Below are 12,990 nucleotides of genomic sequence, written 5' to 3'. Positions count from 1 at the left end.
ATGGGAGGTTTATTCGGATTATTCATTATTTATTGCCTTACTGCGGTTGTACTATTTGTTGTTGGGATTATTCAGATTATCATTAAATCATCAAGAAACGAACCCGTAAAACCTGGGCTAAAATTGCTTATTATTTCAGTAATTATGGTGGTAATCGGTTTTGGTGCTTGTGCAGTATTGCTCGCCAACAGTTAATCTCAAACTTAATTCATGGAAGTTTTTATTATATATTGGGTAATTGTCGTATTGTTGTTTGTAATTGGCATCATTCAGATCATCGTAAAAGCAGCTAAAGATCAACCCGTTAAACCCGGGCTTAAATTGGTTATTGCCTCCGTTATTATGCTGGTAATAGGAGCAGGGGCATGTGCAGTAATTCTATCTAATCTAAATATTGGACATTAGTCATTTTTATTGCTAAGATAGCGGGTTTAACTTTCTCCTTTGACCTTTAAATAATATCTTTGCGTTTTATAAAAATAGAGTATCAGCCGGGATTTGTCTTGATACCTGATGCTCAAACTTGATACTCCAAAATGAAAATATCATATAACTGGTTAAAACAATTTGTACAGATTGATAAAACACCTCAGGAACTTTCGTTAATCCTTACCAATGTTGGTTTGGAAGTAGAAAGTGTAGAAAAAGTGCAGCCTGTTGTAGGCGGTTTAGAGGGATTAGTTATTGGCGAAGTATTAACTTGTGTACAGCATCCCAATGCCGATCGTTTACGCATTACTACGGTAAATGTTGGCGGTAAAGAAAACCTTCAGATTGTTTGTGGTGCTCCAAATGTAGGCGCTGGTCAAAAAGTGGTAGTGGCTACAGTGGGCACAACGGTATATCCTTTAGAGGGTGAGCCTTTTAAAATAAAAGAATCAAAAATAAGGGGAGAACTTTCTCAGGGCATGATCTGTGCCGAAGATGAAATTGGTTTAGGTAAATCTCATGATGGGATTATGATCCTTGCCGAAGATACCGAAATTGGGATTCGGGCAAAAGATCATTTCAAAATGGATGATGATTTTGTTTTTGAAATCGGGTTAACACCAAACCGTGCTGATGCAGCTTCACATTTAGGTGTGGCGAGAGATTTGGCCGCTTATTTCAGAAGCGAGTATGAAATGCCTGATCTTTCAGCTTTTAAAACAGATAATGAAAACCTGGTTATTCCGGTAGAAGTAGAAGATTTAACAGCTTGCCCACGTTACAGCAGCCTTACGCTTTCTGGTGTTACCGTAAAAGAATCGCCAGAGTGGTTAAAAGATAAATTAAAGGTAATTGGTTTACGTCCGATCAATAATGTAGTTGATATTACCAATTATGTGCTTCATGGCTTAGGACAACCTTTGCATGCTTTCGATGCCGATAAAATTACCGGTGGAAAAGTAATCGTAAAAAAAGTTGCCGAAGGAACACCATTTGTAACGCTTGATGATGTAGAACGTAAGTTGAGTGCAGATGACTTAATGATCTGCAATGCCGATGCACCAATGTGTATTGCAGGCGTTTTTGGTGGAAAATCTTCTGGAGTGGATGCCAATACTAAAAATATTTTCTTAGAAAGTGCTTATTTCAATTCAGTTTCTGTTCGTAAAACTTCAAAAAGACACGGATTAAAAACGGATGCATCTTTCCGTTATGAGCGTGGTACCGATCCGGAGATTACGGTTACGGCTTTAAAATACGCGGCTTTATTGATTAAAGAGCTGGCTGGAGGAGAAATTTCTTCATCAGTTTCTGACATTTATCCAAGCCATATCAAACCGTTCGAGTTTGAAGTAAGTTATACTAACATCAATAAATTAATTGGTGCAAATATTCCATCAGCAGAAATTAAACATATTATTACAGCTTTGGGGATTTCTGCAACCAATACGGCTGATGATACTTTAGCTTTAAGAGTACCATCGTTTAAAGTTGATGTGACCCGCGAATGCGACATTACAGAAGAAGTATTGCGTATTTATGGTTATAACAATATCGAAATCCCATCTAAGGTAAATGCATCGCTTTCTTATAGCATCAAGCCTGAAAAAGAAAATACGCATAACGTAATTGCAGATATGCTTACCTCGAATGGTTATGCAGAAATTATGTGCAACTCGTTAACTAAATCGGCTTATTCGAAAAATTTAGACGAAGCCGTATTTATTTTAAATCCGTTAAGCAGTGATTTAAATGTAATGCGTCAAAATTTATTGATGCCGGCTTTAGAAAGCGTAGCCTACAACCAAAATCGTAAAAATGCTGATGTTAAATTTTACGAATTCGGTAAAACCTATCATTTGATCAATGAGCAGTATGTAGAACGCTCAAGGTTGTTATTATTAGTTGCTGGGGCTAAACAGAGCGAACAATGGAACCACAATGCTAAACCGGTTACTTTCTATAATTTAAAATCGGCGGTTGATGCGATTATGTTGCGTTTAGGCATTACAAGTTATCAATCTGATGCTTTAAATGATGAAAACTTTGCTTACGGAATTAAATATTTCCGTGGGGATAAAACCCTGGTCAGTTTCGGTGCCGTATCAAAAGCCGACCGTAAAGTGGCCGATGTAAATGCAGGCGTTTTTTATGCCGATTTTGATTGGGCTGCCTTGTTAGATATTGTAAGAAAAAATAAAATCGTGAACAAGGAGGTTTCGAAGTATCCCCAAGTGCGCAGAGATTTATCTTTATTGATCGATCAGGCTGTAACTTTCGATACCTTGAAAGGTATTGCTTTTAAAACCGATAAAAAGCTGATCAAGGAGGTTGGTGTATTCGATGTATACGTTGGCGATAAATTACCAGAAGGGAAAAAATCGTACGCTTTGAATTTCATTTTGCAGGATGAGGAACAAACCTTAACCGATAAACAGATCGAAAATACAATGCAGAAACTAATCGCGAATTTAACCGCACAAGCTGGTGCAGAAATTAGGAAATAAAATATAAATTCGTATTTTTAGAAATAAATTCATGACTTCTGTTGCAGATCAATTAGATAAAGTATTACAAAAAACGGCTCAGGTATTGGAGTTATGTAATGCCCTACAGGAAGAAAATGATTTATTAAAGCTTGAAAATCAATCGTTAAAAGTAGCACTCGATACGGCGAAGGGCAAAAATGTAGAACTTGATGAAAAATTAAGGGTTACAAAATTGGCTAAAAGTATAGAGGGAACAAGTGAAAAATCGCTTGATATTAAACAAAAAATTAACGATTTTGTGCGGGAGATTGATAAGAGTATTGCATTATTAAAAAAATAATGATGCAAAGAAATCAGAAACTAAGCTAAACAAATGGGAGAAATCTCGATTAAAATAACCATTTCCGACCGTATTTATCCGCTAAAGGTGAATATGGAAGAGGAAGAAATTGTGAGACGGGCAGCAAAAATGATCAACGAACGCATAAAAGATTATCAGGATAATTATGCGGTTAGAGATAAGCAGGATCTTCTTTCTATGGCTGTGTTGCACTATGCAACAGCGGTATTAAGAACAGAAAACAAAGTACAAAGCCAGGATACTGCTGTTGCCGATAAAGTTGAAGAATTGGATGTTTTACTGAGTAATTTCTTTTCAAAATAAGGTTCGTTCTTTCAAAGCTTGCGTCACTCTGAACTTGTTTCAGAGCCTGTTTAATAAGATCCTGAAATAAATCAGTAATTATTGGGTCAGGATGACAAAGGCTTTAAATATATTAGCACAAAAATATAGCCGCAGCTAGTTTTTGAGTTTCAAATTTTATAAAACTTAACACTTCAATATCTATAGGGTTAAGAGGGCGTATTTCATCTGCTATGGCACCTGAAAATGGCTTAAACCCTAATTATGCTTAGTTGAGGTTTAAAATGTATGAGACTTTAAAAATTAGTTGCGGTTTTTTTTTACTTAAAAAACAAAATGGAAATAGTTGAAATATTAGGATACGTATTTGCCGTAATAGCGGGTATAGCTATCGGAGTAGTGGTAGGAAGATTCCTCCTGCGTAACTTGCTTAAACAGCAGGAAGTTGCTGCACAGAACAAAGTGAAGAAGATTTTAAAAGATGCAGAAAACAATGCAGAAATTTTAAAAAAGAATAAACTTTTAGAAGCAAAAGAGAAGTTTTTGCAAATGAAAGCTGAGCACGAACAAGAAGTGACTGCGAAGAACAACAACATTAACCAACGCGAAAATACCATGAAGCAAAAGGAGCAATCGGTAAACCAGCGCATGGAAAATTTTAATAAAAAAGAACAAGAACTCGATAAGCAAAAAAGTGTTTTAGAAAAGCAGACCGAAATTGCGATTAAAAAGCAAGAAGAGGTTGAGGTGCTGAAAAACCAACACTTAACGCAATTGGAAACCATTGCAGGTTTATCAGCCGAAGAGGCTAAAAACCAGTTGGTAGAAAACTTAAAAGAAGTTGCGCGTACACAGGCAATGATCCAGATTAAGGATATTGTTGATGAAGCTAAACTGACGGCAAGTAAAGAGGCTAAAAAGGTGGTGATCCAAACCATTCAGCGTACAGCTACCGAAGCGGCTATCGAAAATTCTGTGTCTATTTTTCATATAGAAAGTGATGAGATTAAAGGTCGCGTTATTGGCAGAGAGGGTAGAAATATCCGTGCTTTAGAAGCCGCAACCGGTATCGAGATTATTGTGGATGATACACCAGAGGCCATTATTTTATCAGGTTTCGATCCGGTAAGAAGAGAAATAGCCCGTTTGGCTTTACATCGTTTGGTAACAGATGGTCGTATCCACCCGGCTCGTATTGAAGAAATTGTAGCGAAAACCAAAAAACAGATCGAAGATGAGATTGTAGAAATTGGTGAGCGTACCGTAATCGATTTAGGTATTCATGGTTTACACCCTGAGTTAATCCGTATGGTTGGCCGTATGCGCTACCGTTCATCTTACGGACAAAACCTGTTACATCACTCGCGTGAGGTAGCTAATTTCTGTGCTACCATGGCTGCAGAACTAGGCTTAAATGCTAAAATGGCTAAACGTGCAGGTTTATTACATGATATAGGTAAAGTGCCTGATGATAATCCTGAATTGCCACACGCAATTTTAGGGATGCAATTGGCCGAAAAATATAAAGAGCATCCTGAAATTTGTAATGCTATTGGAGCCCACCACGATGAAATTGAGATGACTTCGATGATCTCTCCAATTATTCAGGCTTGTGATGCGATTTCTGGCGCCCGTCCAGGTGCAAGGCGAGAGGTGGTAGAAAGTTATATTAAACGCCTTAAAGATTTAGAAGAACTGGCCTTATCTTACCCAGGCGTTGAAAAAACGTTTGCCATTCAGGCTGGTAGAGAATTACGCGTAATTGTAGAAAGCGAACGCATTACTGATGCGCAGGCAGAACTTTTGGCTGCCGATATTTCGACCCGTATTCAAACTGAAATGACTTATCCCGGACAGATTAAAGTTACCGTAATTAGAGAAACCCGCTCTGTAGCATTTGCGAAATAGATTAAATCGTCATCCTGAACTTGTTTCAGGATCTTAGTAATAGAAAAGATGCTGAAATAAATTCAGCATGACGAATGGTTTAATAAACAAAATATTAAGCGATGGATATTCCATCGCTTTTTTTTATTTTTACATAATGAGCAAGCAAACCATCACAATCGAACCCAAACGACCAGTAGATGTACTTTTTGATAAGTATGCCGAAAGTCATCAAAATCCAACAAACAAGCTGGTGCACTGGATCTGTGTTCCATTAATTGTATTCAGTTTATTGGGTTTGATCTGGCAGATCCCTTTTCCACATATTGGTTTTTTGGGCAGCTATAACGGTTTCTTTAACTGGGCATCATTTCTATTGGCCTTTAGCTTATATTATTACTTTACACTTTCGCCAGTATTGTTTTTTTTGATGATATGGGTGGTTGGTCTAATGAGTTACATTATTGTAAAAATTGAGCAGGCGGTGGGTTTAGGCAGCGGAACGGCTTATGCTATTTATGCAGTAATATTTGTAGCTGCCTGGATTGGTCAGTTCATTGGTCATAAAATTGAAGGCAAAAAACCCTCATTTCTGGATGATGTTAAGTTCCTGTTAATAGGTCCGATCTGGTTATTGCACTTCATTTGTAAGAAAGTGGGTATTCGTTACTGATTCGAAAAGTGCTTAACGTTTAGTTAACCTTAAGGTAAAGTAATATTAATTAACACCTAACTTGTAGTTAACACTGCGGTAATACTTTTGCCCTTATCAAATAAAGGCAAATTGGATTTACTAAACTCTTTTAAAAGAGCGGCACTTACTGTGTTCGCTTTAACGATCAGCATACTTGCGTATGCACAAACAGGAAAAATTTCTGGAACAGTTACCGATAAAAAAACGGGTGAGACCTTAATTGGAGTAACGGTTAAAATTAAAGGTACAACTAAAGGTACTTCTACAGGTGCTGATGGTAAATATACTATTGCTGCATTGCAAGATGGTAAATTTATTATCGAAGCATCGTATGTAGGTTATGCTACAAAGGAAGTGCCATCTGTTGAAGTAAATGGTGGAGGTACAACTACCTTAAACCTGGCGCTTGATGAATCAAATTCTCAAAAATTAGCTGATGTACAGGTAAAAGGTCAGTCCAGTAGAGAAACTGAAACAGCACTTTTATCGCTTCAAAAAAATGCAATAGAAATTAAACAAGGTATCGGAATCCAGGAACTATCTAGAAAAGGTGTAAGTGATGTTGAAGAAGGATTGACAAAAATTACCGGTATTACTAAAGTAGACGGTAGAGGTTTATTTGTAAGAGGTTTAGAAGACAGGTATAATAACTTATTAATAAACGGTTTAGCAGTACCTTCTAACAATCCGTTTAAAAAAATTATCCCCTTAGATCTTTTTCCAACAGATATTGTAAGTGTTTTAGAAACTTACAAAACTTTTAACTCAGGCTTATATGGCGATTTTGCTGGTGGAACTTTTAACATTGTAACCGCTAAGGGCGAAAAAGCAGTAACCAAAATTAATATCGGTACCAGCTTTCTTTCAAACAGTAGCTTTAAGAAATTCTTAAGACCTGAGGGTGAGACTTCAATCGGTGATTACTTCGGCTTTGCAGGAAGTGACCGTAAACTACCTAAGGTTTTTGGGAAGAAACCATCATCTTATACCATGACTGGAAACGAAGCCAATTCGCAATTCGGATCGGGTTTCGATGTTGAAGAGGGAAATGCGCCTTTGAATACAAATATTGGTATACTACATACACGAAAAATCAGATTTGAAAACAACCGCTATTTCCAGTATCTGGTTTCTGTAAATACAGATAATAATTTTCAAATCAGAGAGGGAGTAGATCGTTTCTTTAATACCGCACAAGGTATTTACGACAACAACTTATATACCACTAAATATAGGTTTTCTACCAATTCATCGGTATTAGGTGCAATTAATTATGGTACCAACAGGTTAAACCTTAATTTAAATGCCTTTTATTTAAAAGGAACAGAAACCATGATTCAGGATCAACTGGGTTATACCAATAGCCAGGCTACAGTTACTAACTCATTTATCCGTTTAAACCAGTTGCAAAAAACCGATTTCTTTACCGGTCAGGTGTTCGCGAATTATAAAATAACGGAAGACGACAGACATAGCATAAGGGCAGGAGCTTCTTATTCAAAAACAGGTTATGAGCTTCCTGATAGAAAATCGTTTAAAGGAGTACAGCTAGATGCGAATACCACATCAATTAGTTATACTGGCAACAGTATTTCAAGACAGTATATGGATTTTAACGGCGATTTCTTCGGATCTGGTTTACTGGAATACAACTTGAAGTTTGGAAACGGCGATAAAGAAAAAGCCAATAAATTTACTGTAGGTTACAATGGCTCTTTCAATAAAATAGAATCTAATTTCAGGTTTTTAGTTTCGCAAAACCTCGCCTCTAATAGTGCTACTTTTAATACTAATCAGCCTGATGCTACGTTGGCCGACCAGATTGCCAATGGTGGCTTTACTTATAACGAAGGTACAGGTGCAACCTACCTTGCCCGCATGCAAGAAAGTGTTAACGCTGGTTATGCCGATTTATCGCTGGTTATAGGCGATAAAATTAACATCAATGGTGGGTTAAGGGTAGAGCAATCGCAACGGGTTACAAGATTCAGAAACCAGGGAACTTATGATGATCCTTTTTTAAGGGTCACAAAAAACAAAACAGATGTTTTACCAGCTTTAAACTTTAAATATTCGGTTAGCGAGAAAACCAACTTAAGGCTATCACTTTCAAAAACCTTGACCAAACCGGTTATTATGGAAGCTTTCCCATTAGAATTCGTAAACCCGGATGCGACTATCGAAAATGGTAATCCGAACGTGATTAATAGCCAGAATTACAATTTAGATGTGAAATATGAATTTTTCCCTTCTAATACCGAAATGTTTGCCATAACCGGCTTTGCCAAATATTTAAAAAATCCTATTGAGCGTTTGTTTACACCAACAGCGGGTAGCGGTGGTTTAGCCATTACCTATGATAACTCTAAAAAAGCAGTTTTATATGGTGCTGAATTAGAATTTTTATTGCAACTCTCAAGGTTCAGCGAATCGCTTTCTAATTTCTCAGTTGGTTTCAATACCTCGTTGATGTATACCCAAACTACTATTGATAAGGTAAAAAATAGTGCTGAAACTGCCGCAATTGGTAACGAGAATACCCGCAAGTTGCAGGGCGCTTCACCATGGTTAATCAATGCCGATATCAAACACGAAAGTAATTTTGGTAAAAACTGGAAAAGCACCATCACATTAGCCTATAATATTTATGGCGAACGTATTTATGCGGTAGGTACCAATGGCTTAGATAACTACTACGAGAAACCATTTGGAAAATTGGATCTGATCTGGAGCAACAAGATTTCGAGCAAGTGGGATTTAAAGTTTGGCGTAGAGAATATCTTAAACCCAACTTATAAAGTTGATTTGGGCGAAAAGAGCTTAGTGAAAATATATGAGAACAGCCTTACTGTTAAAGATTATAAAAGAGGTGTTGGCGTGTCGTTAGGCCTTGGCTACACATTCTAATTTAATATTGCGATTTCTTAACCTTCGGTTTACGTAATGTTAAACCTGGGTTAATGTATTCAAAACATAGGAAAACTAAATTTACACATCAAAGGAAAATTAAAAAATATTAAAAATGAAAAAATTACTTTATGCAATTGCTGTGTCAGCTACAATTTTTACGGGCTGTTCAAAAGACGAAGATGATGAAATCCCTACAAAAGTTCCGGTAGTAGGCGAAATCACAGGCGATATTACAGCTAACAGGACATTGGCTTTTGGTAATTATACGTTAAAAGGTATTGTTAAAATTCAATCAGGTGTTACTTTAACTATCGAGGCCGGTTCTACTTTTACCGCTGATAAAACTGATGGTGATGATGGTTTAGTAGTATTAAATGGTGGTAAGCTAATTGCCAACGGTACTGCAGATAACCCGATTGTATTAACCGAAAAATCAAAAGTTGGTGGCTCTTGGAATGGTATAATCATGTATGGTGATGCGCCGATTGTAAACTCAGCAGCACCAGGGGTACAAACTTCAAACTCCGAGGATGGTTTATTATTGCCATATGGTGGATCTAACACTGCCCACAATGGTGGTTCATTAAAATATGTAAGGGTAGAATATGCAGGTCGCGTAATTACTACCAACTCAAAAGAGCAAAACGGTTTCTCTTTCTACTCAGTGGGTAGTGGAACAGTATTAGAAAACCTGGTTTCTTATAAAGGAAATGATGATGGTTTCGAATTTTATGGTGGTACTGTAAGTGCTAAAAACTTAATCTCTTATGGTAATGCTGATGACGCTTTCGATTGGCAAGATGGCTGGAGAGGCCAGGATAATACCAACTGGTTTGCTTATCAAACTGGTGTGGGTAACTACGGTATGGAAGTAGAAGCAAAAAGTGTTAACAATGCATTTTGGCCTAAAGTAACCAACATTACTTTAAAAAGAGCTGCTGGTACAACAACAGAAGCACAAAGCGAAATCCAGTTAGATGCTTTCCAGTTTAAAGCAGAAGGTAATGGCGATTATAGCAATATCGTAATTGATGGATATAATAGCCAAACAACACCAACAGCACTTGTCGGTGGGGCAGTTCAAATCAAAGATTTAGTTACTTATGACCATCAGGTAACAACCGGAAAAATTAAGTTAACTAATGTTAAAGTAACTAATACCCCTACATTGTTTATCGCAGGTGCAACAACTTTTACAGTAAACGCAGCAAGCTTTGGTGCCAATTGGACCATTTCAACCACTGCAACAGGTGCTTCTTTAACAAAAGGCAAATGGGCTACTGTTGATGGTGTAGATTTATTAGCTAATTTATAAGCATTACACTTCCTGTACCAACAGGATGTTAAGAAAAGGTATTCATTGTGATAATGGATACCTTTTTATGTTTCATAGTAAAACCGTTATTGTTGAGGTACGAAGCAATGGCGAATGCTCACACCTCTATCGTCAATCTAATATAGCATTCCTGATCTCGTATTAAAATGATTTATTCTCCGTATGGTATGTATGATAAAGATTACTTCTTAATTATTTTTAATTTGTAGTTATTCTACAATTAAACTTAATGATTTGTTGTTTATTGCTTAATAATGAGAGCGTTATCTTGTATAAAAAGAATAATATGAAAAAAACATCTATTTTAAGCTCATTCTCAAGGATAATGGGCCTGGCAGTTCTGCTGCTAACCTTAAGCATCTATTCGTGTAAAAAATCTGAACCCTCTGTTATCGCGACGGAGAGCAAAGCAGAAGTTGAATCTGCTATACTTGCAAAAATCAAAGAAATGGGCTTTCAAATAGATGGCATTAAGGAATCTGGCGATTACTACGTGGTGGAAGGTGATATCTTGATTTCGAAGAAATCACTATCCACAGTAAAAAATATTGAAAAAGCAACAAATGTTGGTGGTAAAATAGCACAGGGGAATACCAATCAGTTAATTCAGGGAAACCTCACAAATGTTATTATCACCCAGGAAGATTTCGATACCAGATGGTTCTATGCAATTAGGGAAGCAATAACTGCCTGGAATGCGGTAAGTAATTGCCGCATTAATTTAATCCATTCTTATAATCAATTTTATCCACCTTACACAAGTTCTGTTAGCCCTAATATTACCATTAGAAAAGTAAATATGGGAACAGGTGCATTTGGACAAGCAGATTTTCCAACCGATGCAGGACAGCCCGGAGCTAATATTTGGGTAAATCCTGTTACCAATAATGTTACCAGCACGGGTGCTGACAATGGCATACCAAGAAGCCATGCGCAGGATGTATTTATGCTGGTACACGAAATTGGTCACTGTTTGGGCTTGCGTCATACAGATTACAAAGGAGAAGGTAACTACGACGCTTATGGTAGGTATGTAGGCGTTAATGCTACACCTGGCACGCCTTCAACAGGCGCTGCGTCGGCAGATCCAAATTCAGTGATGAACTCTGGCAGACTTGGTACTTCAAGAACCTGGACCGATTTTTCATCATATGATGTAATAGCCGCTCAATATTTATACCCGCCAGTAACCACGTCATTTGTAAGTACCTTTAAAAATGTGATTAATGGGCCATCTTCCAATTCAGCAGGTGCAACGGTGATTAGTACAGCCGGCGCCATGTACAATGGTGGTTACTATGAATGGAGAATGTTAGATCAAAGTTTAAATGTTGTATTGCCGGTAAGCAGTTTTAGTAATTCGTCACAACAGGAATGGGCGCACAATACACCTGGAACTTATTATTTAGAGTGCCGTTTGGTTGGTTTAGAATGCGTTGGAGAGTGGGCAAGACAAACCGTCATTTTTAATTAAGTACCAGCTGATCAAAATAGATCTATTGCAAAAAAAAAGCAGGGTAATTTCCATTAGAAAATTGTCCTGCTTTTTTCTTTAAAACTGGTTATGCGCTAAAAAGCGATCTATTACCCTATTCGCTTAATTGAATTTTAATTTACTCCGCTATTGGCTCTTTTTTTACTGCTTTCTTTTCTACAATAGGTTTAGCTGTTTTTGCTTTCGGAGTTGCAGCTGCAACTTTTTCTTCTTTAATATATGGCGTTATAGAATCATCCTGAGTATGGAAAGTAACTTTTTTAGTTAATTGCTTTGCAAATTTTTCGATTACTTTATCGGTTTTTTTGGCTTTGCCGTATTGGATAACCAATTCGTTAAATGCAAGGGCTAATTTTGATTCTAATTCTTTACGTAACTTTTTGCTTGTCGAATGATTTTTCGACTTGGATTTATTCTTTTTCATCTAACTAATCTGGATTTTCCCAAAGATAGAAAATCGGAAAGTTAAATTAATATTATCATTATGTTAACTAACGGTTGTACGCTTAACATGTGAAATATTTCCCATAAATTAGCTTAAATCACATAGGTTAGCATTTAATCAAACGAATATGAACGATCCAATATTAATCGGAGTTGCGGTTCTGGTCATCATTTTAATCGGCTATCTCATCAAAAGAAACCTAAAGGATAAAAAAGAATTTGAAGAAGAGGTAATCCAGTCAGAACTTCCGCCTGAGAAAGATGATAAAGAAAACAGCTAAAAACTATTTCCAGACGCAATGTCGCCACCCAGATCTAATGTGTTTTGAAAACCTTCCAGGTATTGAAGTAAATGCCGTTCCGCATTTGCGTAAGAAGTAAAGGTTGATGCCGGTTCATAGGCATCAGAATCAGTTTTGCTTTTGTAAAATGAACTAATTTTGAAAACGAAAACTTGGCCATCATTAATGGGCGACATAATTCTAGCCTTTATAGCGTGACCGTTAACCTCCACAAAAAATTCTTTTAAAACGGTATAGATAACAGCAGACATAGACAAGGTTTTAGATTTAATTCAATATGAGAAAATCTAAATTACCTTAAATAGCTCATGAATCAACCTGTTGTTGATAACATAATGATTTTTTAACATTAATTTAATGA

13 protein-coding genes are annotated in these 12,990 nt (G+C 36.8%); 11 read left to right on the top strand and 2 right to left on the bottom strand.

What is annotated here, in order from left to right:
* The 10 genes from QF042_RS20835 (at nt 1) to QF042_RS20790 (ending at nt 11,862) form a co-directional block, all read left to right on the top strand.
* Nucleotides 1-195 (top strand): hypothetical protein, encoded by a 195-nt coding sequence (locus QF042_RS20835; protein WP_307531983.1) that lies wholly within the window; start codon nt 1-3, stop codon nt 193-195.
* Between the two features lie 15 nt (nt 196-210).
* The gene (locus QF042_RS20830; RefSeq protein ID WP_307531980.1) at nt 211-405 is read left to right on the top strand and encodes a hypothetical protein; all 195 of its coding nucleotides are present in this window, start codon (nt 211-213) and stop codon (nt 403-405) included.
* 131 nt (nt 406-536) lie between these two features.
* The gene (gene pheT, locus QF042_RS20825) at nt 537-2,936 is read left to right on the top strand and encodes a phenylalanine--tRNA ligase subunit beta (RefSeq protein ID WP_307531978.1); all 2,400 of its coding nucleotides are present in this window, start codon (nt 537-539) and stop codon (nt 2,934-2,936) included.
* A 31-nt stretch (nt 2,937-2,967) separates the two neighbouring features.
* Nucleotides 2,968-3,258 (top strand): hypothetical protein, encoded by a 291-nt coding sequence (locus QF042_RS20820; protein ID WP_029277274.1) that lies wholly within the window; start codon nt 2,968-2,970, stop codon nt 3,256-3,258.
* A gap of 33 nt (nt 3,259-3,291) precedes the next feature.
* Nucleotides 3,292-3,582 (top strand): cell division protein ZapA, encoded by a 291-nt coding sequence (locus tag QF042_RS20815; RefSeq protein WP_086545136.1) that lies wholly within the window; start codon nt 3,292-3,294, stop codon nt 3,580-3,582.
* A 315-nt stretch (nt 3,583-3,897) separates the two neighbouring features.
* Nucleotides 3,898-5,469, top strand: coding sequence for a ribonuclease Y (gene rny / locus QF042_RS20810; RefSeq protein WP_307531974.1), 1,572 nt, complete (start codon nt 3,898-3,900; stop codon nt 5,467-5,469).
* 136 nt (nt 5,470-5,605) lie between these two features.
* Nucleotides 5,606-6,121, top strand: coding sequence for a DUF962 domain-containing protein (locus tag QF042_RS20805; protein ID WP_307531972.1), 516 nt, complete (start codon nt 5,606-5,608; stop codon nt 6,119-6,121).
* A gap of 111 nt (nt 6,122-6,232) precedes the next feature.
* The gene (locus QF042_RS20800; protein WP_307531970.1) at nt 6,233-9,049 is read left to right on the top strand and encodes a TonB-dependent receptor; all 2,817 of its coding nucleotides are present in this window, start codon (nt 6,233-6,235) and stop codon (nt 9,047-9,049) included.
* A 115-nt stretch (nt 9,050-9,164) separates the two neighbouring features.
* The gene (locus tag QF042_RS20795) at nt 9,165-10,367 is read left to right on the top strand and encodes a hypothetical protein (RefSeq protein WP_307531968.1); all 1,203 of its coding nucleotides are present in this window, start codon (nt 9,165-9,167) and stop codon (nt 10,365-10,367) included.
* 307 nt (nt 10,368-10,674) lie between these two features.
* Nucleotides 10,675-11,862, top strand: coding sequence for a M57 family metalloprotease (locus QF042_RS20790; protein ID WP_307531966.1), 1,188 nt, complete (start codon nt 10,675-10,677; stop codon nt 11,860-11,862).
* Between the two features lie 139 nt (nt 11,863-12,001).
* On the opposite strand, the gene QF042_RS20785 is transcribed toward QF042_RS20790, so the two are convergent.
* Complete coding sequence (locus tag QF042_RS20785) at nt 12,002-12,307, bottom strand: hypothetical protein (protein WP_307531964.1); 306 nt, start codon at nt 12,305-12,307, stop codon at nt 12,002-12,004.
* 148 nt (nt 12,308-12,455) lie between these two features.
* On the opposite strand from QF042_RS20785, the gene QF042_RS20780 reads away from it, so the two are divergent.
* Nucleotides 12,456-12,608: a hypothetical protein gene (locus tag QF042_RS20780; RefSeq protein WP_307531962.1), complete on the top strand. Its 153-nt coding sequence runs from the start codon at nt 12,456-12,458 to the stop codon at nt 12,606-12,608.
* On the opposite strand, the gene QF042_RS20775 is transcribed toward QF042_RS20780, so the two are convergent.
* Complete coding sequence (locus QF042_RS20775) at nt 12,605-12,880, bottom strand: hypothetical protein (protein ID WP_307531961.1); 276 nt, start codon at nt 12,878-12,880, stop codon at nt 12,605-12,607. The genes QF042_RS20780 and QF042_RS20775 overlap by 4 nt on opposite strands.
* Nucleotides 12,881-12,990: the final 110 nt, after the last annotated feature.

Source organism: Pedobacter sp. W3I1 (assembly GCF_030816015.1).
Lineage (GTDB): Bacteria > Bacteroidota > Bacteroidia > Sphingobacteriales > Sphingobacteriaceae > Pedobacter.
Note: the sequence above shows the minus strand (reverse complement) of the source record. Positions and strands in the feature narration are given on the sequence as shown.